The following is a 26,978-nucleotide window of genomic DNA, read 5'->3' as shown; positions in this document are numbered from 1 at the left end:
CACGGCGTGATCGACTCATACGAAAGATCCGACGATGCCGCCGTCGCGACAGCAGCGGCGCAGGCCGGCGCGGACGTGGTCCGCGACCTGTACGGCCGGCGGCTCAACCGCATCGACAAGGGCGCCGGGGACTTCGCCACCGAAGCCGACGTGGAGGCCGAGAAGACGATCCTCGGCGTGATCCGTGCCCGACGGCCCGACGACGCGGTGCTCGGAGAGGAAAGCGGGCACCAGGGCGGCGCCGACGCGGTGCGCCAGTGGCTGGTGGACCCCCTGTGCGGCACGCTGAACTACGCCGTCGGCACCATGCTGGTGGCCGTCAACGTGGCCCTGCGCGAAGGGGCGGCAGCGGTGGCCGACCCGTTCAGCGGCGAGGTCTTCTTCACCGACGGGAAGACCGCCTGGGTGCGGCGTGACGGGGCCGACGACGCACCGCTGACGCCCACGTCCGCGAGCCGACTGGTGGACGTCAACCTGGATCCGCCGTTTCCGAGTGCGCCCGGATTCCGGGCCGTGGATCTGCTGGCCCACCCCGAGTTCGCCGGCCGCTTCCGGCCGCGCGTCGTCTCCACGACCCTGGCACTGGCCTGGGTCGCGGCAGGCAGACGCGCCGCCTACGTCACCGACGGCGGCGACCTCTCCCGGAGCGTGCACTTCGCGGCGGGCATCGCCCTGTGCCGGGCCGCCGGCTGCACCGTCACCGGAATCGACGGCGCACCGATCGGTGCAGCGGGCCGCGGGCTGGTGGTCGCCGCCGACGCAGGGACCCACGAGCTGCTGATGTCGATGCTGCGCGGCCGAGGTTAGGACGACTCGCGCACCACCAGCTCCGTCGGAAGCGTCAACTGCTGCCGTGGCCCGCCGTGCTGGGTGATGCCCGTGAGGATGCGGGCCATGGTCCGTCCCAGCTCCTCCACCGGCTGACGCACCGTCGTGAGCGGTGGGTCCGTGTGCCGGGCGAGGACGGAGTCCTCGAAGCCGACCACGGCGACATCGCCGGGCACCCGCCGCCCGTGCCGTCGGAGTTCGGCCAGGGCGCCGACCGCCATGAGGTCCGAGGCCGCGAAGACGGCATCCAGATCCGGGGCGCGTTCAAGAAGCAAACGCATCGCGCGCGCCCCGCCCTCCTCGGTGAAGTCACCCGCCTCCACCAGGAGTTCCGCGGCGGGCGCCCCCGCCTCCAGGTGCGCGTCCCGCCAGCCCGCGAGCCGGCTGCGGCCGACGTCCATGTCCAGCGGCCCGGTGATGGTCGCGATCCGCTCCCGTCCGCCGCTCAGCAGGTGCCGCACCGCTGCGGCGGCCCCGCCGGCGTTGTCCGCGTTCACATAGCTCAGCCGCTCGCCCGCGTCGCGGCGGCCGGCCAGGACGGTGGGCAGGCCCATCTCCTCCAGCATGCCGGGCAGCCGGTCCTCGGAGTGCACCGAGACCAGCAGGACGCCGTCGACCCGGCGGGCCGCGACCGACTCGGTCAGCTGGTCCCGCTCCGCCTGGTCGCGGACGAGCATCAGCTGGAGCTGGGTCCGGCTCTCGGCCAGGGCACCGCTGACGCCGCGGATCAGCGCGGCGAAGAACGGTTCCGAGCCGAGCCTGCTCTCGGACTCCGGGATCACCAGGGCCACGGCGTCGGTGCGGTTGGTGACGAGCCCGCGGGCGACCGAGTTGGGAACGTAGTTCAGTTCCTTGATCGCCGCGAGGACCCTGGCGCGGGCGTCGGCACTGACCAGCTCCGAGCCGTTGACGACGCGGGAGACGGTGGTGCGGCCCACGCCGGCGCGGGCGGCGACCGTTTTGATCGTGGGACGGCGGTTGCCGGTCATGCACTCCCCCCTCGGCGGCCGCGGCGGACGTGCCGGCCGCGGAGGTGACCTGCGGCAATTCTTGCAGACCCGGTCACCGTCGGCGCACCACCCGGCGGTCGGGAGGCCCCTTCCCGGACCGGGACGGGGAGCGAGTTGCTTTCAAGTCATTGACATATGGGCGCGCTCCCACGAGTCTTCGATGCGCCGGTGGGAACGTGCCCACCAAAAATTGGGCACGTTCCCACCTTGTCTGAGCCGTCGCTAGGAGGAGATCCATGGGCACTCTCGGTTCGTTGCGCGGGAAGGCGGTGGCGACGGCCGCGGCCGTCGGCGCGCTGGCGCTCGTCGTCGGATGCAGCAGCGGCGACGACTCCGTCACCGGTGGTGGCAAGAAGGACGGCAGGACCGTCATCACCATGGGCCTGTACGGGGTGATGGGCATCAAGGAGACGGGCCTCCTGGAGCAGTACGAGAAGGAGAACCCGGACGTCGACATCAAGGCCGAGATCGCCGGCGACGAGCAGACGTACTACACCGCGCTCCAGACCAGGCTCGCCGCCGGCAAGGGGCTGAAGGACATCCAGGGCATCGAGATCGGGCGGGCCAAGGAGATCACCGAGACCCAGGCGGACAAGTTCGCGGACTTCTCGGGAGCCTCCGGCACCGACCACTTCCTGCCGTGGAAGGAGTCCCAGATCAGCACCGGGGACGGCAAGGTGCTGGGCCTGGGCACGGACATCGGCCCGATGGCCGTCTGCTACCGCAAGGACTACTTCGAGCAGGCGGGCCTGCCCACCGACCGCGAGGAGGTCGCCAAGCTGTGGGAGGGCGACTGGACGAAGTACGTCGAGGTCGGCCGCACCTTCAAGAAGGGCTTCAAGGGTGACGACGTCGCCTACATGGACGCGGCCAGCGGCCTGTTCAACGCCATGGTCTACGGCTACCCCGAGCAGTACTACGACGACAAGGGCGAGCTGATCTACGACACGAACCCGGCCGTCAAGGAGGCGTGGGGCCTGGCCGCCGACGCGGCGGAGGACGGCCTGACGGCCAAGCTCCGCCAGTTCCAGCCGGGTTGGGACCCGGGTCTGGCCAACGGCACGTTCGCCACGGCGGTCTGCCCGGCGTGGATGCTGAGCCACATCAGCGAGAAGGCCGGCGCGGCGAACAAGGGCAAGTGGGACGTCGCCAAGGCCCCCAAGGGCGCGAACTGGGGCGGGTCCTTCCTCGGCGTGATCGAGCAGAGCCCGGTGAAGGAGGAGGCGAAGAAGCTCGTCGCCTGGCTGACCGCGCCGGAGCAGCAGGCCCACATCTTCAAGGAGATCGGCAACATCCCGTCCTCGCGCACGGCGCTGGAGAGCGCCGACGTGAAGAACGCCAAGTCCGAGTACTTCAGCGGCGCCCCGATCGGCCAGATCTTCGGTGCCGCCGCCCAGGAGATCCCGGACAAGCAGGTCCTCGGCCGCAAGGACGGCACGATCAAGGACACCTTCTCCCAGGGCCTCACCCTGATCGAGCAGCAGGGCACCACCCGTGACGAGGCGTGGAAGACCACCGCGGAGCGCATCGAGAAGGCGGTCGGCTGACCGGCCCTGCGCCCACCTCGCGGCCGTCCGGGCCCGCCCGCGTCACTCCGGCGGGCCCGGCGCACGGCCGCACACATCCGAACTCAGGAAGGAATCCCGGTGGCCACCTCCACCACCAAGGCCCCGGCGCGGCGCGGCGCGCTCCTGCACCGGCTGGACATCAAGGGCGCGCCGTACGTGTTCGTCGCGCCGTTCTTCGTGGTCTTCGCCGCGTTCAGCTTCTACCCCCTCGTCTACACCTCGTGGATCTCCCTGCACGACGTGGAGCTGGCCACCCTCGATGTCATGGAATGGGTGGCGTTCGACAACTACGTCGACCTGTGGGGGGACTCCAGGTTCTGGAACGCGCTGCGGAACACGATCACCATCGGCGTCATCTCCACGGTGCCGCAGCTGATGATGGCGCTCGGGCTGGCGCACCTGCTCAACTACCGGATGCGCGCCTCGCTGTTCTTCCGGGTCGCCTCGCTCGTCCCCTACGCCACCTCGGTCGCGGCGGCCGCTCTCGTCTTCACCATGATCTTCGAGCGCGACTTCGGCATGATCAACTGGGCGCTGGGCTCGGTGGGCATCGACCCGGTGGACTGGGAGGCCGACAAGTGGCCCGCCCAGGTCGCGATCTCCACCATCGTGATCTGGCGCTGGACCGGCTACAACGCGCTGCTGTACCTGGCCGCCATGCAGGCCATCCCGGCCGACCGCTACGAGGCGGCCTCGCTCGACGGGGCCTCGCGCTGGCAGCAGTTCACCCACGTCACCGTGCCCGGGATCCGCTCCACCATCGTCTTCACCATCGTGCTCTCCACGATCGGCGCCACCCAGCTGTTCGGTGAGCCGTTGATCTTCGGCCAGGGGCCCAACGGGGTCACCGGCGGCGCGGACAACCAGTACCAGACGCTCGGCCTCCTGCTGTACGAGGAGGGCTGGAAGAACTACCAGATGGGCCGCTCGGCGACCGTCGCCTGGGCGATGTTCCTGCTGCTCGTCCTCGTCTTCGTCGTGCAGCGCCTCACCAAGCGCCTGCGCTCCCGTACGTCCTGACCTGGAGTCGTGATGACCACACAGAGCCTCCCGGCCCGGACGGACAGCCCGGACCGCACCCCCGCCGCCCGGGCGGGCCGCCCCGGCGGGCGGCGGCTGCTGCGCCAGCGCGCGGGCCGCCAGCACCACGCCGGGCCCCTCGCCTACGTCCTGCTCGCCGTCATGGCGGTGCTGTCGATCTTCCCGCTGTACTGGACGATGGTCGCCGCCTCCACCGACAACACGCGGGTCAGCCAGACGCCGCCGCCGTTCCTGCCCGGCCCGAACCTGTTCAGCAACCTCGCCCGGGCCTGGGACGAGGCGGCGATGGGCAAGGCGATGGTCAACAGCCTGATCGTGGCCGGGGTGATCGCCCTGTCCACGGTGATGTTCGCGACGCTCGCCGGATTCGCCTTCGCCAAACTGCGGTTCAAGGGGCGCAACGCCCTGCTCATGCTGGTGATCGGCACCATGCTGGTGCCGCCGCAGCTCGGCGTCGTACCGCTGTTCATGATGATGGCCGAGCTGGGCTGGTCGCAGCAGCTGCCCGCCGTCATCTTCCCCACCCTGGTCAGCGCGGTCGGCGTCTTCTTCATGCGGCAGTACCTCTCGGAGGCGCTGCCGGACGAACTCGTCGAGGCCGGACGCGTGGACGGGGCGCACTCGCTGCGGATCTTCTGGAGCATCGTGCTGCCGGTCGCGCGGCCCGCGATGGCGGTGCTGTTCATGATCACGTTCGTGCACGCGTGGAACGACTTCTTCTGGCCGTTCGTGGTCCTCGACATGACCAACCCGACGGTGCCCGTCGCGCTCACCCAGCTCAGCGCCGGCTACGTCCGCGACCAGTCGCTGATCATGGCGGGCGCGCTGCTCGGCACGCTGCCGCTGCTGGTCATGTTCATCGTCTTCGGCCGTCAGATCGTCAGCGGCATCATGGCGGGCGCGGTCAAGGGCTGACCCGCCGCCCCGCAACACCCCACCTAGACCCGCGAACACCCCCACCTAGAAAGGACTTACGTGGTCACCGCAGCACACCAGACCGGGTCCGGCCCGGACGCCGCCCGTACCTTCCCCAAGGGCTTCCTCTGGGGTTCCGCGACCGCCTCCTACCAGGTCGAGGGCGCCGCCGCGGAGGACGGCCGCACACCGTCCATCTGGGACACCTACGCCCGCACCCCCGGCCGCGTCCGCAACGGCGACACCGGTGACGTCGCCACCGACCACTACCACCGCAGCGCCGAGGACGTCGCTCTCATGGCCGAACTCGGCCTGGGCGCCTACCGGTTCTCCCTCGCCTGGCCGCGGATCCAGCCCACCGGGCGCGGTCCGGCCGTGCAGAAGGGCCTGGACTTCTACCGGCGACTCGTCGACGACCTCCTGGAGAAGGGCATCGAGCCCGTCGCCACCCTCTACCACTGGGACCTGCCGCAGGAACTGGAGGACGCGGGCGGCTGGCCCGAGCGCGCCACCGCCGAGCGGTTCGCCGAGTACGCCGCCCTCGCCGCGGACGCCCTCGGCGACCGGGTGAAGACCTGGACCACCCTCAACGAACCCTGGTGCAGCGCCTTCCTCGGCTACGGCTCCGGCGTGCACGCCCCCGGCCGCACCGACCCCGTGGCCGCCCTGCGCGCCGCCCACCACCTCAACCTGGGGCACGGCCTGGCCGTCCAGGCGCTGCGCGACCGCGTCCGCGCCGACGCCCGGTGCTCGGTCACCCTCAACGTCCACCACGTCCGCCCGCTCACCGGCACCGAAGGGGACGCCGACGCGGTCCGCCGGATCGACGCCCTCGCCAACCGGGTCTTCACCGGCCCCATGCTGCGGGGCGCCTACCCGGAGGACCTGCTCAAGGACACCGCCGAGCTGACCGACTGGTCCTTCGTCCAGGACGGCGACCTGCGACGGATCCACCAGCCGCTGGACTTCCTCGGCGTCAACTACTACACGCCCACCGTCGTCTCCGAGACCGACGGCAGCGGCACCCACAGCTCCGACGGACACGGCAACAGCTCCCACAGCCCCTGGCCGGGAGCCGACCGGGTCGCCTTCCACCAGCCGCCCGGCGACCGGACCGCGATGGGCTGGGCCGTCGACCCCACCGGCCTGTACGACCTGCTGCGCCGGCTGGCCGCCGACTTCCCGGCGCTGCCGCTGGTCATCACGGAGAACGGCGCCGCGTTCGACGACTACGCCGACCCGGCCGGCCACGTCAACGACCCCGCCCGGATCGCCTATGTGCGCGACCACCTCGCCGCCGTCCACCAGGCCATCCTGGACGGCGCGGACGTCCGCGGCTACTTCCTCTGGTCGCTGCTGGACAACTTCGAGTGGGCGCACGGCTACAGCAAGCGCTTCGGCGCCGTCTACGTCGACTACCCGACCGGCACCCGCATCCCGAAGGCGAGCGCGCGCTGGTACTCCGAGGTCGCCCGCACCGGCGTCCTGCCCGGCACCTGACCGCGTGCCGCCCCCGCCTGCCGCGCGAGCGGAGGACGGGGGCGGTCCGGGTTCCGGTGCCGGGTCAGTTGAGCGGGTCGAGGGTGAGCTGGGCCTGGGCCGGGTTGCCGTCGTGCACCAGCGACTCGTGGTTGCCGACGTCGTCGAAGGCGAAGGCGTACGCCTTCCCGTCCGCCATCCGGTCGTGGATGATCCGGGCGTAGTGGTTGGTCACGGAGTCCTTGTAGAAGTTCGCCGCCGAGGGGTCGGGCTGGTTGGGGTTGCTCAGCAGCGTCGAACGGTTGAACCCGGCGCACAGCGTGCGCGAGATCGGACCGCGCACCAGGTCGTTGGGGGCGTCCAGGAGCCGGTGGCAGCCGAAGACGCTGGAGGCGTCCGGCTTCTGGAAGCTCGTGACGACCGCGCCCGAGCTGTTGGTGAAGTTCATGACGTTGCCCGAGACCCGCCCGAAGTACTTCGTGTTCGGCTGGGTCCCGAACGGCGTGACGGTGAGCGTGCTCGTCGAGTACTTCTGCCAGACCCGGTTGATGTAGTCGTTCAGCACCGACGCGGGCAGCGCCCCGGTCTCCAGCCCGTACAGCGGCGACAGCGCCCGCAGTACGGTGCCGTCGGGCCGGGTCTGGATCAGTCCGCCCCAGCCGGGCTGCGCCCGCAGCGCGTTGAACACCGCGCTGTAGCCGCCGGCCTTGAGCTTCCCGGCGCTGATCACACTCCCGTCGCCGCGCTGCACGCCGACGGAGTAGGGCGCGGAGAACATGTCGACCTGGGTGCTGTTGAGCCACAGCCCGGAGTCGTTGAGCGTGTACTCGGACCAGTTGAAGAGGATGTTGCGGTTCGGGTCGCTCGGGTTCTGCACCGCCGGCTGCACCAGGCCGCCCGTGGTCAGCCGGAAGTCGAGCTTCTGGCCGTACGAGAAGTAGATGCGCCCGGACAGCTTGGGGATCCGGATCGTCTTGGTCTGTCCGGCGGCCGGTCCGGGGATGGACGCGTCCGGTGCGGGGGTGGGCGGATTGCCGCCGGCGGGCCAGGCGTGGAAGGTGCCGTTGGCGTCGGCCCAGCCCTGCTGACCGGTCGTCAGCGAGGTGCCGAGGTTGTAGATGTGCACGGCTTCGCCGCGGCTGGAGTTGTTGGTGATCTTCAGGGGGATGGTGGCGGGCACCGCGGCGTCCGCGGGCGGCGAGGCGCCGAACGTGAGCAGGGTGCCGGCGAGGCCCGCTGCCGTGGCCACGGCGAGCAGACGGCGTCTGAGTCTGGAAAGCACTCTCCACCTCCGTGCGGGTGTGGGGGAATTGGTCCGTACCGATTCTGAGAGCGCTCTCAGCGTTGCGCCGGGACGCGTGCATGTCAATGCGCGGGGCGGGCGTGATGCCGTGGAGAGTGACACTCGCTTGACGGTGCGTCAATTGTGCATACAGAGCGTCTTACATGAATCCGGTCTGTACGCCGGACATGCGCTCGCGCGATAGGATCCGGCGCATGGCGAACCTTCGTGAGGCGCAGAAGCGGCTGACCCGCCGCCTGCTGCTGGAGTCGGGACTCGAACTCTTCAAGGCGAAGGGATACGCCGCCACCACGGTCGACGACATCGCGACCGCCGCGGGCACCACGCGGGTGACGTTCTACGCGTACTTCCCGTCCCGCGGTGAACTGATGAAGGCGCTCATCGACGAGCAGCTCAACGAGGAGCTGCAGCGCGTCCGGTTTCCCGAGCACGGCTCCACCGCGCGAGACCTGGTCGCCACCGTCGCCGAGGGCACGCCGGAGGCGATCACGGCGTGGCTGCGCCGGACCACCGACGCCTGGCCGGCCATCCGGCCGATCATCCGCCTCGGCCGCGACGCCGCGGTGATCGAACCGGACCTCACCGACCTGGTCGAGCGGTGGATGGAGGAGGCCGTCGGCGACATCGAGGACGGCCTCACACTGGCCGGACGCTTCGAACCCCACCAGCGGCGCTTCCGCGGCGTCCTCGCCATGGCCCAGCTCGACTACGTCGCCCAGAACTGGGACCGCGTCGACTGGAAACTCACCGATGACCAGATGCTCGACGAGCTGAGCGCCGGCTGGGTGTCCCTGCTGACCTGACCCTCCTCCTGACCGAAGGCGCCGTTGTCCGCAGCGGCGCCTTTCGCATGCCCGAAACCGTGCCGACAGCGCGGACCGCCCTCTCGTCGTGCGGTCCGTGACCGACAAGGTCGAGATCATCGGCTGGAGCACGGCCGCGTTCACCGAGCCCACCGAGCTGATCGGACAGGGCGCCGCGCACCACCGAGGGCGACCCGCGCCACCCGCACACCCGCGCGGTGCCGGTGCAGCCGGGGAGGATCGAGGAGTACGTGCTGCGGATGATCCACCCGTTCGCGGCGACGTTCCTGCCGGGTCACAAGCTGGCGGACGGGGAGCCGGCCAGCGTGTAGTGGCGTACCCCGGCGCCGCCCCGGCGTTGCGCCTTGGGCCAGAGGCAGTCCAGGACCGAGGCGGACGGGGCGAAGAGGGCTGACGGGACCGCGTCCCGGGCGAACCACTCCCAGCGTTCGATCTTGTCGGGCTCGGTGACCCGCGGCGTGCCCGAGGCTCGCTCGGTGACGGCCGCCGCCGTCACCCGGGTCAGTCCGGCCAGGCCGTCGACGAACACGGCCAGGACCCGTACGTCCTCGGCGGCGACCGTGAGTCCGGTCTCCTCCGCCAGTTCCCGGGCGGCGGCCGTCTCGAAGTCCTCGCCCGGGTCCACCTTGCCGCCGGGCAGTTCCCAGCGTCCGTCATGACCGAGGCCGAGCAGGACCCGCCCGGCGGGATCGAGGACGGCGAGGCCGACTCCGGTGAGGCTGTGGGAGGCGGGGCGCGCGCGTTCGGGGCGCTCGGCGCCGGGTGCGGGTGCGGGTGCGGGTCCGGGATGGGGCTCGGGCTCGGGACGGTTCATCCGGCCATTCCACACGGCGGGGTCCGCCGCACGCCATCGCGGGGCAGTCCGGCGGCCGCGTCGTGGAACGCCCGGCGCAGGGCGACGATCCCGTCCCCGGCCCTGGTCGGGTGCACCCGGTTGGTGAGCAGCACGGCATAGCGCCCCGTGTCCGGGTCGACCCAGAGACTGGTGCCGGTGAAGCCCGTGTGGCCGTACGAGCCGGGGCCGAACACCTCTCCGGCGGGGGAGCCGACCGGATCGCGGCCCTGCCAGGCGAGAGCCCGCCGCAGGGCCAGGTGGTCGGTGTGGCCCGCCGTCATGACGGCGAAGGTGTCGGGGCGCAGGAGCTTCCGGCCACCGTCGGCGAGTGCGGTGCCGAGGCGTTCCATGTCCGCCAGGGTGGAGAACAGGCCCGCGTGGCCGCCGACGCCGCCGAGCACCACCGCGTTCTCGTCGTGGACCTCGCCCACGACGGTGCGCCCGCGCCAGGGGCAGTCCTCGGTGGCGACCGCCCGCGCGCGGCGCCCGGCGTCCGGCCGGAACACGCTGTCCCGCAGGCCGGCCGGCGCGCACACCAGCTCCTCCACCAGCGCGTCCAGCGGCCGTCCCGTCGCCGCCTCGGCGATCAGGCCGAGGACGATGAAGCCCTGCGAGGAGTACTGGACCCGGGTGCCGGGCTCCGCGGTCAGCGGCAGCAGCCGTACCGCTTCAAGGAGGGACGCCCGGGTGGGATGGTCGCGGTAGAGCGGCACCCGACCGGGGATCCCCGAGGTGTGCGCGAGAAGTTGACGTACCGTCAGGTCGGCCTTGTCGCCCCCTCGGTAGTCCGGCAGATACGTGCCCATCGTCGCGTCGAGCCCCAGTGCGCCGCGTTCGGCCAGGGCCATGACCGCGAGTCCGGCGATCGGTTTCGTCACCGAGGCGAGGTCCCACATGTCATCGCCGTCCAGCGGCGGCCCGTCCCAGGACCGGGTGCCGGTCCAGCCGCGGTCCAGCGGGCCCTCCGGGTCTCCCACGGACCAGGCGGCCCCCGAGAAGACCCGCCGTTCCCGCCCCTCGGCGAGCAGTTCGGCCAGGGTGCTCACGACCGCTCACCCCGCGAGGCGTCGTCCACCACGCCGAGGACCGGCGTGCGCGCGCCGAGCCCGGCCGACACCGTGCGCGCCGCGGCCCGCACCATCGGCCCGAACACCTCCACGCTGTCGGGGTCCATGGTGAAGGTCAGGCCCATGATGCCGATCGCGCCCACGACCCTGCCCTCCGCGTCCAGGACGGGGGCCGCCACCGAGCGCACGTCCGGCTCGTCGTACTCGTCGTCCACGGCGTACCCGCACAGCGCCGCCCGCGCCAGCACCGCCCGGACGGCGGCGGGCTCGGTGGGCGTGCCGGGTGTGCGGGCCTCCAGGTCGCACGCGTCCAGCACGGCGTCGACCTCCTGTGGAGGCAGCGCCGCGAGCATGGCGAGCCCCACGCCGCACGCGTACAGCGGGGAGCGCCGGCCGGGCGCCGTGCTCATCCGGTACTCCCGGGCCGGCTCGGACCGCTCCAGGTACACCGCGTCGGTCGCGTGCCGCACCGCGTAGAACGCCACGTGTCCGGTGCGCCGCCGCAGGTCGGCGAGGGCGGGCCGGGTGAGTTCGAGGACGCGGCTGTCGTTCAGGGCCGCCGCGGCCAGGCCCAGCAGGCGCGGGCCCGGGCGGTAGCTGCCGTTCTCCGCCGCTTCCGCGAAGCCGTACTCCGCCATCGTCCGCAGATGCCGGTGGACGGTGGGCTTGGTCAGTCCCGTGCGGCGCGCGATCTCGCCCAACCGGTGGGGACCGCCGGGCTGCACGAGCGCGTCGAGGACCTCCATCGCCTTGTCGACGGGGCCCTTCACGAGTTCCTGATCGACCGACCGGGTGTTGACCGCTTTCACCATGTCGCTTAGCTTAACCCAACCGCATTCCATCTGACGGAACGGAGGTGTTGTTCAATGGAACGAATTCATCAGGGGCGCACGATGGACCGCAGCCGTCCCACCCGACGTCACGTCCTGCGGACCGGCGGTCTGCTGCTCGGAGCCCTCAGCGCCCCGGCGCTCCTGACCGCGTGCGGCACGACGGCCGCCGCGGACCGGGCCGGCAACGTCCTGCGGGTCTCCCAGCCCGGGGACCCCAAGACGCTGGACCCGCAGAAGCAGGGCGACATGGTGTCGATGAACGTCCTGATCAACATGTTCGACACGCTCACCACCCGGGGCCGGGACAACCGGCTGCACCCCAGGCTCGCCCTCTCCTGGAAGGCCATCGACGCGCGCACCTGGCGCTTCACCCTCCGCCCCGGAGTGACCTTCCACAACGGCGAGGCGTGCGACGCGCGGGCCGTCGCCTTCAGCATCGAGCGGCTGCTCGACCCCGCCACCAAGTCACCGATCGTCGAACTGCGCTTCGTCAAGGGCGTCACCGTGGTCGACCGGCTCACCGTGGACTTCCACACCACCGTGCACGACCCGATCCTGCCCGCCAAGCTCTCCCTCTTCGGCGGCGTGGTGGTACCGCCCCGCCACCTGGCCGAGGTGGGCGACGCCGAATTCGCCGACCACCCCGTCGGCACCGGCCCCTTCACCTACGTCAGCTGGCAGCGCGACCACGAACTGCGCATGCGGGCCTACGCCGACCACTGGAACGGACGGCCCGCTGTCGACGGCCTCGTCTTCAGTCCCGCGCCGAACGCCTCGTCCTCCCTGGCCGCCCTGCAGAGCGGGGGCGTCGACCTCGTCGCCGGACTCACCCCGGACGCCGCCCAGCAGTTGGAGGGCTACGGCGGCGTCTCGCTGGACGGCCACACCGGGATCCGCACCGCCTACCTGTCCCTGAACACCCTGGAACGCGGCCCGCTCCAGGACCGCCGGGTCCGCCAGGCCCTCAACCACGCGATCGACGTACCCCTGCTGATCAAGGCGGTACTCGGCGGCAAGGCGACCGAGACACCCGCCCTCGTCCCGCGCGGCGCCTTCGGCTTCGACCCCACCGTCAAGCCCTTCAAGCGGTCCGTCGAGACCGCGCGCGCCCTCCTCGCCGACGCCGGCCACCCGCACGGCTTCGCCACGACGATCACCGCGTCCAACGTCGACGCCAACGTCGCCGAGGCCCTCTCCGGACTGCTGGCCGAGGCAGGGGTGGACGCACGCGTGAACCTCCTCGACCCCGGCACCTACTCCGCACGGCTCACCTCCGACAACCGGGGCGCGCTCGGCCCGATCTACCTCGCGGCGAGCACCGTCTGGACGATGGACGGCGCGAGCATCGTCCAGTCCAACGTGCGCAGCGACCGACGCCAGAGCCGCTGGCACTCCGAGGAGGCCGACCGCCTCATCGACCTCGAAGAACTCTCCGAGGACCCCGCCGAACGCGAACGGGCCTTCTCCGACTTGCAACGGTTGATGCGCGAGGAGGCGCCCTTCGTCTTCCTCTACCAGATCGACAACATCTTCGCCCGCAACGACCGCCCCCGCTGGGCACCCGGATCCGCGGGCGTCCTCGCCATGGAGAGCGCGGAGGTGTCCCGATGAGCGCCCTCACCCTCGACAAACCACCCACCCCCGCGGAGACGGCACCCCGCCGCCCGGACCGGACCGGGCTGCTGCGCACGGTGCTCAGGCGCCTGGCCACCGCGCTGTTCGTCCTGCTGTGCACCGCGACGGTCTCCTTCTTCCTGGTACGGCTCTCCGGCGACCCCGTGAAGATCCTCCTGCCGCCCGACGCCACCGCCGAGCAGGAGAACGTGCTGCGCGCCTCCCTCGGCCTGGACCAGCCGCTGTTCGCGCAGTACCTCGACTACCTCTGGGGACTGCTCCGCCTCGACTTCGGCGACTCCCTCGTCTACGGCCAGCCCGTGAGCGAGATCCTCGCCGACCGGCTGCCCGCCACCCTCGAACTGGCCGCAGCCGCTCTCGCGGTGACCCTCGTCATCGCCGTACCGGCGGGCATCTTTGCCGCCATGCGCCGCGGGCGCGGCTCCGACCACACCGTGATGACCGGCGTCCTGCTGGGCCAGTCCACCCCGCCGTTCTGGGTCGGCATCCTGCTCATCCTGGTCTTCGCCGTCTGGCTGCACGCCCTGCCCGCCTCCGGCTACGGCACCTTCGCCAACCTCGTCCTGCCGGCCGTCACCCTCGCCGTCTACTCCGTCGCCGTCGTCGCGCGCCTGCTGCGCTCCTCGCTGATCGACGTCCTGTCCTCCGACCACATCCGCAGCGCCCGCGCCAAGGGCTTCGGCCCCCTGAAGGTGGTGCTCAGGCACGGCCTGCGCAACGCCTCGCTGCCGGTGGTGACCGTCGTCGGGCTCGAGGTCGGCAATCTGCTCGGCGGGGCGATCCTCACCGAACGGGTCTTCTCCTGGCCCGGAGTCGGCCAGCTGACCGTCGAGGCGATCTCCAACCGCGACTTCCCGCTCGTCCGGGCCACCGTCCTGTTCTTCGCCGCCACCTTCGTCGTGGTGAACCTGCTCGTCGACCTCTCCTACAGCTTCCTCGACCCGAGGGTGAGGACGTCACGATGACCGTCATGTCACCGGCCGCCACCGGCCGGACCCCGGCCGAGGCACCGTCCGGCGGCTCCGGCTCCGCCGTCCTGCGGGCCCTGCTGCGCAACAAGCTCGCCGTCGTGGCCCTGGCCGTACTCGCGCTGCTGCTGCTCGCCGCCCTCTTCGCCCCCCTGATCGCCCCCTACGACCCCAACACGCAGAACCTCCTCCTCAGGCTGCGGCCCCCCGCCTGGCAGGACGGCGGCAGCGGCGCCCACCTCCTCGGCACCGACCAGCTCGGCCGCGACATGCTCTCCCGCGTCATCTTCGGCGCCCGCGTCTCCCTCCTCGTCGGCGCCGGCGCGGCCCTCCTCGCCGGAGTCATCGGCACCGTCGTGGGACTGTCCTCCGGGTACTTCGGCGGCTGGGCCGACCGCACCCTGATGCGCCTCGCCGACGTCCAGCTCGCGTTCCCGTCGCTCCTGCTGGCCCTCGCCATCGTCGGCTTCCTCGGCTCGGGCCTGTGGTACGTGATCCTGGTGCTCGGCTTCACCGGCTGGGTCTCCTACGCCCGCGTCGTGCGCTCCGAGGTGATGTCCCTGCGTACCCGGGACTTCGTCACCGAGGCCCGCGCGATCGGCGTCACCGACGTCACCATCATGCGCCGCCACCTGCTGCCCAACGTGATGGCCCCGCTGGCCACCATCGGCACCCTGCACGTCGCCGCCGCCATCGTCGCCGAGGCCTCCCTGAGCTATCTCGGCCTGGGCGTGCCCAAGGAGACGGTCACCTGGGGCGGCATGCTCTCCGACGGCCAGCTCTACCTGGGCACCTCCTGGTGGGTCGCCGTCTTCCCCGGCATCGCGCTGATGCTCACCTCCCTCGCCATCAACATCACCGGCGACGCCCTCAGGGACGTCGCGGACCCGAAGGCCTACCGCCGATGACCCTCGACCGACCGACCACGCCACCGCCGCTGCTGGAGATAGACGGCCTCAGCGTCGACTTCCGCCTGGAGACCTCCGTCGTCCACGCCGTCCAGGACGTCTCCCTGCACGTCCACGCCGGGGAAACTCTCGCCGTCGTGGGGGAGTCGGGCAGCGGCAAGAGTGCCACCGCCCTCTCCGTTCTGCGCCTCAACCCGAGCCCGCCGTGCGTCTACGCGAGCGGCGAGATCCGCTTCGACGGACGCGACCTGCTGAAACTCTCCGAGAAGGACCTCGGCCGGGTCCGCGGCCGCGACATCGCCATGGTCTTCCAGGACCCGATGACCTGCCTCGACCCCCTCCAGCGGGTCGGCGCCCAGGTCGCCGAAGTGCTCAGGCACCACACCGGCATGTCCCGCGCCGAGGCGAAGGAGGCCGCGCTGGCGGCCCTGGACGAGGTCGGCATCCCCGACCCGGCCCTGCGCTACCGCCAGTACCCGCACGAACTCTCCGGAGGCCTGCGCCAGCGCGTGATGATCGCGACGGCGCTGGTCGCGCGGCCCCGCGTGCTCATCGCCGACGAGCCGACCACCGCCCTGGACGTCACCGTGCAGCGCCAGATCCTCGACCTGCTCGTCACCCTCCAGCACAAGCACGACATGGCCGTCGTGCTGATCACCCACGACCTCGCCGTCGTCGCGGAGACCGCCGACCGCGTCGTGGTCATGAACAAGGGCCGCGTCGTGGAGACCGGCGACGTCCTCGACGTCTTCGACCGTCCGGCCGACGACTACACCCGCAAGCTGCTGGCGGCCACCCCGCGACTGGAGGCGGCATGACCACGGAAGCCACCGAAGCCACCGTGCCCGCACCCGCGGCCGGCCGGGTCCTCCTGGAACTCGTCGGACTGCGCAAGGAGTTCGGCACGCGCGGGACGAACACCGCCGTCGACGACGTGTCCCTCGAAGTCCACGAGGGCGAGACCCTCGCCCTGGTCGGCGAGTCCGGCTGCGGCAAGACCACCCTGACCCGGCTGCTGCTGCGGCTCCTCGAACCCACCGCCGGCAGCGTCCGTTTCGACGGACAGGACCTCGCCGCCCTCTCCGCGCCCGAACTGCGCGCCGTACGACGGCAGATGCAGGTCGTCCTCCAGGACCCCTACTCCAGCATGAACCCGCGCATGCGCATCACCGACATCGTCGCCGAACCCCTCGTCACCCACGACCCCGAGGCGCGCGGACGGCGCGCACGGACCCGTACCCGCGAACGCGTCGGTGAACTCCTGGAGGCGGTGGGCCTGGACGCCGGTATCCAGGACCGCTACCCGCACGAGTTCTCCGGCGGACAGCGCCAGCGCGTCTCGATAGCGCGGGCCCTGGCCCTGCGCCCCCGCCTCCTCGTCCTGGACGAGCCCACCAGCGCCCTGGACGTCTCCGTGCAGGCGACGGTCCTCGACCTCCTGGCCGACCTCCAGCGACGGCTCGGGCTGACCTACGTGTTCGTCTCCCACAACCTCGCCGTCGTCGGACAGGTCGCGGACCGGGTCGCGGTGATGCGCCGGGGGCGCCTGGTCGAGGTCGGCGACACGGCGTCGGTACTGCGCTCACCGCGACATCCCTACACGCGGCAACTGCTGGACGCCGTACCCGTCCTCGACCCGCGCAGGGGGCGCCGTGCGGCACAGCGGGCCGCCTCGCCGACGGCCGAGGCGAGCCGATGACCCGCCCTGTCCTACAGGTGCGACAGCACCAGACCCGCCCCGCCGAGCAGCGCGACGTCGTCGACGGCGGCGGTACCTACCAGCACCCGGGGCTGCTCGGCCTCGGTGAAGGCGACGGCCTCGCGCAGCCGCTCCTCCACCACGGTCCGGAAGCGCTCACCGCCCTCACGCGCCTCACCGTGCAGGATGAAGAGACCGGGCGCGAACAGCTGCTGCACGTTCACCAGGCCCAGCGCGAGGTTGTGCGCGTACTCCTCCACCACCTGTCCGGCGAGCGCGTCCCCGCTGTTCACCAGCGCCTCCAGCGACACCGCCGGGCCGAGGCCCGCATCCCGCGCCCGGGCGCGCAGCCAGCCGGTCGTGGCCACGGTCTTCCAGCAGCCCCGGCTGCCGCACGTGCAGCGCTCACCGCTGGCCGACACGGTCATGTGCGCGCCGCTGCGCCCGCCGGGCGGGGCCATCACCTCGCCGTCGTACAGGACACCGACCCCGAGCACCTCGCCCGTCGACACCGAGGCGAAGGTGCGCCGCCCGCGGCCCGCGCCGAACCAGCGGTCGCCGAGCACCTGGAGGCGCGCCCGGTGCTCCACCCGTACCCCTGCGCCGGTGAGCGCGCCGAGCCGCTCCGTCACCGGATAGCCGTGCAGGGCGGGCACGTCGTTCACTTCCAGGATCAGCCCCGTGCGGGGGTCCACGAGCCCCGCGGCGGCCACGCCGATCCCCTGGAGGTCGTGCGCGGCGAAGACACCGGCCGCCGCCTCCAGCGCCGCGTCGATGTCCGCGGGCGTCGCGCCGGCCGCGTCGTACGACGACTCGGCGCGGTCCAGCACCCGGCCCGCCACGGACAGCACGGCCGCCCCGACCCGGCCGGGCACCAGCTCGACGGCGCCCAGCCGCCGCGGCGCGGGCGGCGCGGCCGGCCGCGGCACGGCCGCGGGGACCAGTCGCAACGGAGAACTCTTGTGGACCATGCGCCGACTCTGCCACGCCCCCGTTTCGGAGAGGTAGCACCGTGAGCCAATCGAGACTGACCGAACTCACCTGGCGCGAGGTCCGCCGGGCCGGTGAGCGGGGCATCGCCCTGCTGCCCATCGGCTCGCAGGAGCAGCACGCCGGACACCTGCCCATGGGCACCGACACCCTCCTGGTCGAGGAGGTCGTGGACCGGGCGCTGGACCTCCTCTCCCGGGAGGAGGCCCCACCCGAGGTCGTACGGCTGCCGGCGCTGCCCTTCGGCCACAGCCCGCACCACCTGTTCGCCGCCGCCGTCTCGCTCTCCGCGGCCACCCTGGGCGCGGTCCTCGACGACGTCCTCGACTCGCTCGTGACCAGCGGACACCACCGGGTGATGGTCGTGAACGGCCACGGCGGCAACGACGAGATCATGCGGCTCGCCGTGAAGCGGTTCGCGCTGCGCGCCCGGGTGACCGTCGCCGCCTGCTCGTACTGGACCCTCACCGCGGGCGAGAACGAGGCGGGGCGGCCGGACGTCACCCCGGGGCACGCCGGATGGTTCGAGACCTCACTGATGCTCGCGGCCCACCCCCGCCTGGTGCGCACCCCCGTGCCCGCCCGCGCCCCCGTGGAACCGCCGCCCCTGTTCGACAACCCGCCGCACCCCGGCCTGACCGTGGAACGCCACGGCGAGTGGGAGCGGGTCGACGGCGCCACGGACGACGCGTCCGGCGCCGACGCCGTCCGGGGCGGCCGGCTCCTGGACGACCGGGCGCGCGGCCTCGCCGACGCGATCCGGGCGTTCGACACGGCGAGCCGGCCGTCCTGATGAAGCGATGCGACAAGGAGAAGCAATGAAGATCACCGACGTGGACGTGTGGGTCGTCAACCTCCCGCTGGTCAACCCCTTCACGAGTTCGTTCGAGACCAAGACCGGCGAGACCCGCACCGTCGTCCGCATCCGCACCGACGACGGCGTCGAGGGCTGGGGCGAGACGATGTGGGGCGCCCCGGTCGCCGCGATCGTCCGGCAACTGGCCCCCGACCTGATCGGGACCAGCCCCTTCGCCCTGGAGAGCTTCCACCGCAAGCAGCACATGGTGCCGTTCTTCTACGGCTACCTCGGCTACGCGGCGATCGCCGCCGTCGACGTCGCCTGCTGGGACGCGATGGGCAAGGCGACCGGCCAGTCCCTCACCGACCTGCTGGGCGGCCCCGTACGCGACGAGGTCCCGATCACCGCGCTGATCACCCGCGCCGACGCGCCGGGCGCCACGCCGGCGGACCTGCCCAAGGCCCTGGCGGAGCACACCGTGCGCGTCGTCGCCGAGGGCGGATTCGACGCCGTCAAGCTCAAGGGCACCAAGGACTGCGCGGGCGACGTCGCCATCCTGCGCGCGCTCCGCGAGGCGCTGCCCGAGGTGAACCTGCGCGTCGACCCGAACGCCGCCTGGTCCGTCCCCGACTCGGTCCGCGCCGGGATCGCGCTGGAGGAACTCGACTTGGAGTACCTGGAGGACCCGTGCGTCGGCATCGAGGGCATGAGCCAGGTGAAGGCGAAGGTCCGCATCCCGCTGTGCACCAACATGTGCGTCGTCCGCTTCGAGGACTTCGCGCCCGCCATGCGGCTGAACGCCGTGGACGTCATCCACGGTGACGTCTACAAGTGGGGCGGCATCGCCGCGACCAAGGCGCTCGCCGCGCACTGCGAGACCTTCGGCCTGGGCATGAACCTGCACAGCGGCGGGGAACTCGGCATCGCCACGGCCGCGCACCTGGCCGTCGTGTCGAGCACACCCGTCCTCTCCCGGGCGATCGACAGCATGTACTACCTGCACGCGGACGACATCATCGAGCCGCTGCACCTGGAGAACGGCAGGCTGCGCGTGCCGTCAGGACCGGGCCTGGGCGTGCGGGTGGACGAGGACAAGCTCCGCCACTACGCCGGGGTCAACGAGCGGGACGGAGACCTCACCGGATGAGCGGGCCGACCGGAAAACGAGCCGTGCGCACGACCGGGGCTCCCCGGCCGGCGGGCGCGTACGCGCAGGGCGTGGTGGCGGGCGGACTCCTGTTCACGGCCGGGTTCGGCCCCCAGGACCCGGCCACCGGCGAGGTGCCCGAAGGCGTCGGCGCACAGACCGCACAGGTGCTGCGCAACGTCCGCGCGGTCCTCGCCGAGGAAGGGCTCTCCCCGCGGGACGTCGTGAAGGTGACCACGCACCTGCAACACCTGAAGCGGGACTTCGCCGCGTACGACGCCGCCTACCGCGAGTTCTTCGACGAGCCCTGCCCGGTGCGCACCACCGTCGGGTCGGACCTCATGGACATCCTCGTGGAGATCGACGTGGTGGCCGTCCTGCCCGGCCCGGAGACGCCCGGGTGACCACCCCTCCGTGCTCGCGTGCCCCGGCACACCCAGGGGCACGCGAGCCCTTCGCAGCCGTACGCTGATCAGCACCGACCGAGACCGTGTGGGAGACGAACGTCATGCCCCTGCTGGAGCCCAAGCCGGACAGCCTCCGCCCGGGATCGGCCCGCGCCGCCGCGGCCGACCGGGTCCCCGACCGAGGCGCCTCGGGGACGCCCGAACGGCTCCGCACGGAGCTGACCGCACTGCTCGGTCCGGAGAAGGTCCGCTGGAAGGTCTCCGACCTGGTCAAGTACGCCTCCGACGCCAGCCCGTACCGGTTCGTCCCGCAGGTCGTCGTCCTGCCCGAGACCACCGAGGACATCTCCGCGATCATGGCGTACGCGCGCTCCCACGGCCGCGACCTCGTCTTCCGCGCCGCCGGCACCAGCCTGAACGGCCAGGCCCAGGGCGAGGACATCCTCGTCGACGTCCGCCGCCACTTCACCGGCGTGCAGGTCCTGGACGACGGCGCGCGGGCCCGCATCCGGCCCGGCACCACCGTCATGCGGGCCAACGCCACCCTCGCCCGGTACGGCAGGGTCCTGGGCCCCGACCCGGCCAGCGCCATCGCCTGCACCGTCGGCGGGGTCGTCGCCAACAACGCCTCCGGCATGACCGCCGGCACCACCCGCAACTCGTACCGCACCCTCGCCTCGCTGACCTTCGTGCTGCCGAGCGGCACCGTCGTCGACACCGCCGACCCGGACGCGGACGAGCGGCTGGCCCGCACCGAGCCGGACCTGTGCGCGGGCCTGCTGGCCCTCAAGGCGGAGATCGAGGCGGACGCGGCACTCACCGCCCGCATCCGGGCCAAGTACGAGATCAAGAACACCAACGGCTACCGGCTCGACGCCTTCCTGGACGGCACCACGCCCGTGGAGATCCTGCGCGGTCTGATGGTCGGCTCCCAGGGCACCTTCGGGTTCATCTCCGACGTCGTCTTCGACACCCTGCCGCTGGACCGCAGGGTCACCAGCGGCCTGCTCTTCTTCCCCTCGCTGACCGCGGCGGCGGCGGCCGTGCCCCTCTTCAACGAGGCCGGGGCCCTGGCCGTCGAGCTGATGGACGGCAACACCCTGCGCGCCTCGGTCAGCGTGCGGGGCGTGCCGGCGGACTGGGCGGGACTGCCGCGCGAGACCGCCGCGCTGCTGGTGGAGTTCCGGGCACCGGACGAGGCGGGCCAGGAGGCGTACGAAAGGGCGGCGGCCGGGGTCCTGGAGCGGCTGAGTCTCGTCGCCCCCGTCCCCTCCGTGACCAACGAGTTCACCCGCGACGCCAAGGTCGTCTCGGGGTACTGGAAGGCCCGCAAGGCGTTCGTCACCGCGGTCGGCGGCTCCCGGCCCGCGGGCACCACGCTGATCACGGAGGACTTCGCGGTCCCGCCGTCCCGGCTGGCCGACGCCTGCGAGGACCTGCTCCGGCTCCAGGCCGAGCACGGATTCGACGCGGCCGTCGCCGGTCACGCCGCCCACGGCAACCTGCACTTCCTGCTCGCCTTCGACGCGTCCAAGGCGCCCGACGTCGACCGGTACGCCGCCTTCATGGACGACTTCTGCCGGATGACCGTGGAGCGCTTCGACGGGTCGCTGAAGGCCGAACACGCCACCGGACGCAACATCGCCCCGTTCCTGGAGCTGGAGTGGGGCCCGAGGGCGACCGAGCTGATGTGGCGCACGAAGCAACTCGTCGACCCCGACGGCGTCCTGGCCCCCCGGATCGTCCTGGACCGGGACCCCAGGGCCCACCTGCGCGGCCTCAAGACGATCCCCGGCATCGAAGCGGTCGCCGACCCCTGCATCGAGTGCGGCTTCTGCGAACCCACCTGCCCCAGCCACGACCTCACGACTACGCCACGCCAGCGGATCGTGCTGCGCCGGGAGATGATGCGCCAGCCGGACGGCTCACCGGTGGAGGAGCAGCTCCTCGCCTCCTACGGCTACGACGCCGTCGACACCTGCGCGGGCGACTCCACCTGCCGGATCGCCTGCCCCGTCGGCATCGACACCGGCGCCATGATGAAGGACTTCCGGCACCAGCGGCACTCCCCGCGCGAGGAGCGGATCGCCGCGCTCACCGCGAGGCGGTTCAAGGCCGTCGAGACGTCGGCGCGCCTGGCCGTGGGCGCGGCCGACCGGATCGCCGACCGGCTGCTGACGGCCGCCACCGGCCTCGCCCGCAAGGCCGTACGCCCCGACCTCGTGCCCGAATGGCTGCCGGAGATCCCCGGCGCCGCCACCCGCGCCGTGCCCCGCACCGCGAAGGCGGACGCGCGGGCCGTCTACTACCCCGCCTGCGTCAACCGCATCTTCGGCGGCCCCGAGAGCGACGACACCCCCTCGCTCCAGCAGGCCGTGGTCGACGTCTCGGCCCGCGCCGGCAAACCGGTCTGGATCCCGGACGACGTCGCCGGCACCTGCTGCTCCACGATCTGGCACTCCAAGGGCTACGAGGACGCCAACACCGTGATGGCCAACCGCGTCGTCGAGGCCGCCTGGGCCTGGACCGACGGCGGAAGGCTCCCGCTGGTCGTCGACGCCTCCTCCTGCACCCTGGGCATCGCCGACGAGGTCGTCCCCTACCTCACCGACGCCAACCGGGAACTGCACCGGCACCTCACGGTGGTCGACTCCGTCGTCTGGGCCGCCGAGGAACTCCTGCCCGCACTGACGATCCGGCGCACCGCCCGCTCGGCGGTACTGCACCCCACCTGCTCGATGCAGCACCTCGGCGACGTCGACCAACTGCGCGAGGTCGCCGAGGCGGTCGCCGACGAGGTCGTCGTCCCGGACGACGCCGGATGCTGCGCCTTCGCCGGTGACCGGGGCATGCTGCACAAGGAGCTGACGGCGTCCGCGACGGCGAAGGAGGCCGCCGAGGTCACCTCGCGCGACTACGACGCCCACCTGTCCGCCAACCGCATGTGCGAGATCGGCATGGACCGGGCGACGGGACGCGCGTACCACTCGGTCCTGATCGAACTGGACCGGGCGACCCGCCCCTGACTCAGCGCTGGGTGAGGGTCTGGGGGTAGTCGGTGATGATGCCGTCGACGCCGAGGGCGGCCATGTTGCGGATGGCGCCGGGTTCGTCGACGGTCCAGACGTTGATGTCCATGCCGAGTTCGTGGATGCGGTCGACGAGGGTCTGGTCGGTGACGGTGTGCTGGGGGTTGATCTGGTCGGCCCATTGGCTGAGCTGGAGGAGTTCGGCGTCGGTGGGGCGGTTGGCGTCGAGGATGCCGATGGGGATGTCGGGCATGCGGGTGTGGAATTGCTGGGCGTCGTCGGTCTGGAAGGACTGGACGGCGAGTTGGTCGCGGGCGAGGGCGCGGCGGAGGTAGGAGGGTTTGTTGTGGAGGTGGTCGGCGAAGTCGGTGGCTATGTCGGTGTAGTGGCCGCAGGGGCTGATTTCGGCGAGGAGTCCGGTGCGGGTGCGGTCGATGTGGCGGATGACGTCGTCGACGGTGATGAGGGGTTCGCCGGTGTATTTCTTGTGGAACCAGGAGCCTGCGTCGAGGCGTTTCAGTTCTTTCCAGGTGAAGTCGGAGACGCGGTAGCGGGGGCGGTCGGGGTAGAGGTCTTCGATGTTGGTGGTGCGTTCCATGGTGCAGTCGTGGAAGTTGACGAGTTTGCCGTCCTTGGTCTGCTGGACGTCGATCTCGACGTGGTCGGCGCGTTGGGTGACGGCGAGGTCGATGGCGGCGGCGGTGTTCTCGGGTGCCATGCCGGAGGAGCCGCGGTGGGCGATGGCGTCGGGGTCGTCGGGCGCGGCGTGTGCGGTGGTCGTCGTCAGGGCCAGGGCCAGACCGCCCAGCGCGGCCACGACGACACCCGCACGTCTGGCCGAGCGTCTGCCGTCCGGTTCCGAGAGCACGGTGAAGCGCATGCGCGGTCCTTCCCTCGTAGCTCGGTGCGGGACTGTTCGTGACGTACCGTCAGCCGCCCGCGGCGGCGGGCAGGGCGGCGAGGACCGCGGTGGCCGCGGCCACGGGGTCGCCCGAGGGATGGACGGGGTAGCGGTCGCGCTCCTGGTTCCAGGCGTTCTCCAGCGCGAACCAGTCGATGGCGGCCGGAGGGCGGCCGGTGACCAGCGCCGTGTCGAGGGAGTCGAGGTACGTCGTCCACCGCATCGCGTAGAAGTCGCGGACGAGCCCCGACCACTCCCGGTTGGCGTAGTCCCGCAGCCCGCCGGTGTCGCTGCCGGAGCGGTGCCCCCAGGTGGTGAGGATCGAACGGGCGTCGAACTCGGCGGCGGCCCGCTCGGCCCGCGTACGGCCCCAGGACTTGGCGTCCTCCAGCCACGGGCCGAGGAGGAACCGGGTGTCGGTCGCCAGCAGCCGGTCGAGAAGGGCCAGGTCGCTCTTCCACTCCGCGGCCAGCGCACGGAAGCGGGGCAGGTCCTTGGCGTCGTAGGCCGTCTTGATCTCCGGGAGCAGGGACCGGCTGCGGTTGGCCAGCGCCTGACGGGCGACGTCCACCAGGTCGAAGCGGTAGGCGTCGGTCGTGCGCAGCGCCGGCGCGACCTTCAGCAACTCGGCCAGCGCCTTGTGCACCGTGTCCGGGTCGTAGCGCATCGCGCCGGGGCTCCAGCTGGCCGCGTTGGTGGCCGTCAGCCGGGGGCGGGCGGTGAACAGGCTGTCCTGCGACTCGCTCCAGGTGCCGGAGGGCGTGCTGTACGGGCCCGTGCGCAGCAGCTCCCAGGCGCGGGCCGCGTGCGGGTCGGGGCCGCCGTAGCGGCGTGACGCGTAGGCGGCGAACCAGGCCCGCTGGTCCACCGGGCCCGTCCGCCAGGCCAGTTCGGTGAACAGCTCGTAGGCGACCGGGTTGCCGCCGGTGCCCTCGGGCAGGTAGGCGATGCCCGCGAGGGTGCTGCCGGGCTTGGTCCGCCACTGGTCGAACCGCTCCGCCCAGACGGCCGTGTTGGCGCCGATGGTGGTGTGGCCGCCGAAGTTGGGGATGGTGCCGAACGCGTAGGGCGCGCCGTGCCAGGTGGTCTCCCGGTCGAGCCCGTTGTAGCGGTCGGACAGCCCGTCGACGATGAGCAGCCTGCTCTTGTCGACGGCGTCGATAATCTCCGGCGAAGGGTTCTTCTGCCAGCCGATCAGGGCCCACACGGCACCGGGACGGGCGGTCTGCAGTGCGTCCATCACCGCTCGGGCGGCGTCCCCGACCGGCACGTTCCCCGGCCGGCCGCCCTCGTGCAGCAGGTCCATCTTGAACATGGACGAGTTGCCGAACAGCTCACGCTGGTGGCGGTAGAAGGAGGCGGCGACCCGGCGGAAGACCTCGCTGCGCGGATCCAGCCAGTCGGGCCGCTCGAAGCCGACCCACTCGCCCTGCGGGACGACCGGCCCGGTGGGGTTCCGTTCCGTGAATCCCGGGGGCACCGTGCCGAAGTAGCCGGGCAGCACCGGGGTCATGCCGAGCCGTCGCAGCCGGTCCGCGATCCGGCGTCCGAGGTCGGCGCGGTCCTGGAGGAGCCGCTCGGAGACGGGACCGGCGAAGCCGGACATGTTCTGCATCAGCCACCACGGCTGGTGCGCCGGGCCGGGGATCCAGGCCCTCAGCTCCTTCCCGGAGTAGCCGAACTCCTGGAACGTCTCGTGGTACACGGCGTCGGCGCCCATCTGCACGAAGACCTCGTTCACCCCGTGCAGGGCGAGCAGGTCGATCTGCCTTTCGTACGAGGCCCAGTCGCGGTAGGCGCCGGAGTAGCCGTCGTCGGTGTCGTTGAGCGCGAAGCGGTGCGGCACCGACGCCTGCCGGTGGACGGTCCCGGTGGGCGCCGGGAGCGTGCGCGGCAGCTTCGCCGTACTCCGCCCGGGCCACCCGAGGTCCACCTTCGCCGTGTGCTTGAGGTACCAGTTGACGCCGCTGAGGATCACGGCCGGGCTGGTGCCCCGGACGCGCACCCGGCCCGCTCTGCCGGAGACGCTGAAGTAGTCGCCCGACGCGGGGCGGGCGGCCGGGACCAGGCTGAACTGCGAGACATGGCGGGGGAGCAGGCGGGCGAGGGCCGCCCTGGCGGGGTGCGTGGCGAAGGCGGGCGCGCCCGGTGGGGAGGAGGCCGCGGAAGAGGTGCCGGGGGTGAGAGCCGTGGTGAGCAGGAGGAGGGCGGTGGCTGCGTGGACGGCAGCCCAGGGTCTGAGGCCTCTCACAGGTCACCTCTGTGGGGGTTGTAGAGGGGGTGTTGGTGAATATGGGGGCGGGGGAGCCCACCGTCAAGAAGACATCCGGTCATGACGTACGTCTCGCCTGGTACACCGAGTCGTAGATGGGGAAGACGTGGCGCAGCCCGGTCAGCGCGAAGAGCTGCTTGGTGTGGGCGTCGGTGATGACCAGTTTCAGCTCGCCGCGGACCGCCTGGACCCGCTTGAGGGCGCCGACCAGGACACCCAGGCCCATGGAGTCGATGAACGCCACCCCGCGCAGGTCGATGACGAACCGGCGGAGTCCGTCCGCGAGGCGCTCGATCATGTGCTGCCTGATCGTCGGCACGGTGTACACGTCCACCTCACCGCGGATCTCCACGACGGTCCAGCCGCCGACATCGCTGTAGTTGATCTCGATCGGAGGTTCCATACGCACCCAACGGCGATGCCGTGGGCAGAGGTTGCGCCGCACATTCGTTCTGCATATGCATGAACGGTTGGCCAAAGGATCACCTGAGGTGCAGGTGGGGGCCGCGATGCGGTGTGC

24 protein-coding genes are annotated in these 26,978 nt (G+C 71.8%); 15 read left to right on the top strand and 9 right to left on the bottom strand.

Annotated features, from left to right (window positions below; all coding sequences use genetic code 11):
- Window positions 1-6: 6 nt before the first annotated feature.
- On the top strand, window positions 7-807 hold the full coding sequence (locus ACFC1X_RS12455; RefSeq protein WP_376351823.1) for an inositol monophosphatase family protein: 801 nt from the start codon (window positions 7-9) through the stop codon (window positions 805-807).
- On the opposite strand, the gene ACFC1X_RS12450 is transcribed toward ACFC1X_RS12455, so the two are convergent.
- Window positions 804-1,817: a LacI family DNA-binding transcriptional regulator gene (locus tag ACFC1X_RS12450; protein WP_376351821.1), complete on the bottom strand. Its 1,014-nt coding sequence runs from the start codon at window positions 1,815-1,817 to the stop codon at window positions 804-806. The two genes, ACFC1X_RS12455 and ACFC1X_RS12450, sit on opposite strands and share 4 nt — an antisense overlap.
- A 257-nt stretch (window positions 1,818-2,074) precedes the next feature.
- On the opposite strand from ACFC1X_RS12450, the gene ACFC1X_RS12445 reads away from it, so the two are divergent.
- The 4 genes from ACFC1X_RS12445 (at window position 2,075) to ACFC1X_RS12430 (ending at window position 6,862) form a co-directional block, all read left to right on the top strand.
- Window positions 2,075-3,385 (top strand): ABC transporter substrate-binding protein, encoded by a 1,311-nt coding sequence (locus ACFC1X_RS12445; RefSeq protein ID WP_376351818.1) that lies wholly within the window; start codon window positions 2,075-2,077, stop codon window positions 3,383-3,385.
- Between the two features lie 99 nt (window positions 3,386-3,484).
- Complete coding sequence (locus ACFC1X_RS12440) at window positions 3,485-4,426, top strand: carbohydrate ABC transporter permease (protein WP_307009132.1); 942 nt, start codon at window positions 3,485-3,487, stop codon at window positions 4,424-4,426.
- A gap of 12 nt (window positions 4,427-4,438) precedes the next feature.
- A complete protein-coding gene (locus ACFC1X_RS12435) occupies window positions 4,439-5,362 on the top strand; it encodes a carbohydrate ABC transporter permease (RefSeq protein ID WP_376351814.1) in 924 nt (307 codons plus the stop codon).
- A gap of 60 nt (window positions 5,363-5,422) precedes the next feature.
- The gene (locus ACFC1X_RS12430) at window positions 5,423-6,862 is read left to right on the top strand and encodes a GH1 family beta-glucosidase (RefSeq protein ID WP_376351811.1); all 1,440 of its coding nucleotides are present in this window, start codon (window positions 5,423-5,425) and stop codon (window positions 6,860-6,862) included.
- Between the two features lie 64 nt (window positions 6,863-6,926).
- Here the strand turns inward: ACFC1X_RS12430 and ACFC1X_RS12425 are convergent, their stop codons facing one another.
- Window positions 6,927-8,123 carry a glycoside hydrolase family 64 protein gene (locus tag ACFC1X_RS12425; protein ID WP_376351808.1) on the bottom strand — a complete coding sequence of 399 codons (1,197 nt, stop codon included), beginning with the start codon at window positions 8,121-8,123 and terminating at the stop codon, window positions 6,927-6,929.
- A gap of 215 nt (window positions 8,124-8,338) precedes the next feature.
- On the opposite strand from ACFC1X_RS12425, the gene ACFC1X_RS12420 reads away from it, so the two are divergent.
- Window positions 8,339-8,947, top strand: a complete 609-nt coding sequence (locus ACFC1X_RS12420; RefSeq protein ID WP_376351807.1) for a TetR/AcrR family transcriptional regulator — start codon at window positions 8,339-8,341, stop codon at window positions 8,945-8,947.
- Window positions 8,948-9,242: 295 nt separating this feature from the next.
- Here the strand turns inward: ACFC1X_RS12420 and ACFC1X_RS12415 are convergent, their stop codons facing one another.
- The 3 genes from ACFC1X_RS12415 to ACFC1X_RS12405 are packed head-to-tail and all read right to left on the bottom strand — an operon-like array spanning window position 9,243 to window position 11,682.
- Entirely contained in the window at window positions 9,243-9,782 is a 540-nt protein-coding gene (locus ACFC1X_RS12415) for an NUDIX hydrolase (RefSeq protein ID WP_376351804.1), read from the bottom strand.
- Window positions 9,779-10,849, bottom strand: coding sequence for a serine hydrolase domain-containing protein (locus ACFC1X_RS12410; RefSeq protein ID WP_376351802.1), 1,071 nt, complete (start codon window positions 10,847-10,849; stop codon window positions 9,779-9,781). Before ACFC1X_RS12410 ends, ACFC1X_RS12415 begins: the two co-directional genes overlap by 4 nt.
- On the bottom strand, window positions 10,846-11,682 hold the full coding sequence (locus tag ACFC1X_RS12405; protein ID WP_376351799.1) for an IclR family transcriptional regulator: 837 nt from the start codon (window positions 11,680-11,682) through the stop codon (window positions 10,846-10,848). The genes ACFC1X_RS12410 and ACFC1X_RS12405 overlap by 4 nt, the downstream gene beginning before the upstream one ends.
- A gap of 54 nt (window positions 11,683-11,736) precedes the next feature.
- Here ACFC1X_RS12405 and ACFC1X_RS12400 point away from each other — a divergent pair, with 54 nt between their 5' ends.
- The 5 genes from ACFC1X_RS12400 to ACFC1X_RS12380 are packed head-to-tail and all read left to right on the top strand — an operon-like array spanning window position 11,737 to window position 16,913.
- On the top strand, window positions 11,737-13,314 hold the full coding sequence (locus tag ACFC1X_RS12400) for an ABC transporter substrate-binding protein (protein WP_376351796.1): 1,578 nt from the start codon (window positions 11,737-11,739) through the stop codon (window positions 13,312-13,314).
- On the top strand, window positions 13,311-14,303 hold the full coding sequence (locus ACFC1X_RS12395) for an ABC transporter permease (protein WP_376351794.1): 993 nt from the start codon (window positions 13,311-13,313) through the stop codon (window positions 14,301-14,303). The genes ACFC1X_RS12400 and ACFC1X_RS12395 overlap by 4 nt, the downstream gene beginning before the upstream one ends.
- Entirely contained in the window at window positions 14,300-15,214 is a 915-nt protein-coding gene (locus ACFC1X_RS12390; RefSeq protein WP_376351792.1) for an ABC transporter permease, read from the top strand. Before ACFC1X_RS12395 ends, ACFC1X_RS12390 begins: the two co-directional genes overlap by 4 nt.
- Window positions 15,211-16,032, top strand: a complete 822-nt coding sequence (locus ACFC1X_RS12385; protein ID WP_376351788.1) for an ATP-binding cassette domain-containing protein — start codon at window positions 15,211-15,213, stop codon at window positions 16,030-16,032. The genes ACFC1X_RS12390 and ACFC1X_RS12385 overlap by 4 nt, the downstream gene beginning before the upstream one ends.
- Window positions 16,029-16,913 (top strand): ATP-binding cassette domain-containing protein, encoded by an 885-nt coding sequence (locus ACFC1X_RS12380; RefSeq protein ID WP_376351786.1) that lies wholly within the window; start codon window positions 16,029-16,031, stop codon window positions 16,911-16,913. The genes ACFC1X_RS12385 and ACFC1X_RS12380 overlap by 4 nt, the downstream gene beginning before the upstream one ends.
- Before the next feature lie 11 nt (window positions 16,914-16,924).
- Here ACFC1X_RS12380 and ACFC1X_RS12375 read toward each other — a convergent pair whose 3' ends face one another.
- Window positions 16,925-17,863, bottom strand: a complete 939-nt coding sequence (locus ACFC1X_RS12375; RefSeq protein WP_376352174.1) for an ROK family protein — start codon at window positions 17,861-17,863, stop codon at window positions 16,925-16,927.
- Between the two features lie 62 nt (window positions 17,864-17,925).
- Between ACFC1X_RS12375 and ACFC1X_RS12370 the strand changes: the two genes are divergently transcribed.
- The 4 genes from ACFC1X_RS12370 (at window position 17,926) to ACFC1X_RS12355 (ending at window position 23,282) form a co-directional block, all read left to right on the top strand.
- A complete protein-coding gene (locus tag ACFC1X_RS12370) occupies window positions 17,926-18,696 on the top strand; it encodes a creatininase family protein (protein ID WP_376351783.1) in 771 nt (256 codons plus the stop codon).
- Window positions 18,697-18,721: 25 nt separating this feature from the next.
- Window positions 18,722-19,849 (top strand): mandelate racemase/muconate lactonizing enzyme family protein, encoded by a 1,128-nt coding sequence (locus ACFC1X_RS12365; protein WP_376351780.1) that lies wholly within the window; start codon window positions 18,722-18,724, stop codon window positions 19,847-19,849.
- Entirely contained in the window at window positions 19,846-20,253 is a 408-nt protein-coding gene (locus tag ACFC1X_RS12360) for a RidA family protein (RefSeq protein WP_376351778.1), read from the top strand. The genes ACFC1X_RS12365 and ACFC1X_RS12360 overlap by 4 nt, the downstream gene beginning before the upstream one ends.
- A 104-nt stretch (window positions 20,254-20,357) precedes the next feature.
- The gene (locus ACFC1X_RS12355; RefSeq protein WP_376351775.1) at window positions 20,358-23,282 is read left to right on the top strand and encodes an FAD-binding and (Fe-S)-binding domain-containing protein; all 2,925 of its coding nucleotides are present in this window, start codon (window positions 20,358-20,360) and stop codon (window positions 23,280-23,282) included.
- Between the two features lies 1 nt (window position 23,283).
- Here ACFC1X_RS12355 and ACFC1X_RS12350 read toward each other — a convergent pair whose 3' ends face one another.
- The 3 genes from ACFC1X_RS12350 to ACFC1X_RS12340 form a co-directional block, all read right to left on the bottom strand.
- A complete protein-coding gene (locus ACFC1X_RS12350; protein ID WP_376351772.1) occupies window positions 23,284-24,165 on the bottom strand; it encodes a glycerophosphodiester phosphodiesterase in 882 nt (293 codons plus the stop codon).
- Window positions 24,166-24,214: 49 nt separating this feature from the next.
- Entirely contained in the window at window positions 24,215-26,437 is a 2,223-nt protein-coding gene (locus tag ACFC1X_RS12345; protein WP_376351770.1) for an alpha-N-acetylglucosaminidase, read from the bottom strand.
- Between the two features lie 79 nt (window positions 26,438-26,516).
- The gene (locus ACFC1X_RS12340; protein ID WP_376351767.1) at window positions 26,517-26,861 is read right to left on the bottom strand and encodes an STAS domain-containing protein; all 345 of its coding nucleotides are present in this window, start codon (window positions 26,859-26,861) and stop codon (window positions 26,517-26,519) included.
- Window positions 26,862-26,978: the final 117 nt, after the last annotated feature.

This window comes from Streptomyces sp. NPDC056128, assembly GCF_042263835.1.
GTDB lineage: Bacteria > Actinomycetota > Actinomycetes > Streptomycetales > Streptomycetaceae > Streptomyces.
Note: the sequence above shows the minus strand (reverse complement) of the source record. Positions and strands in the feature narration are given on the sequence as shown.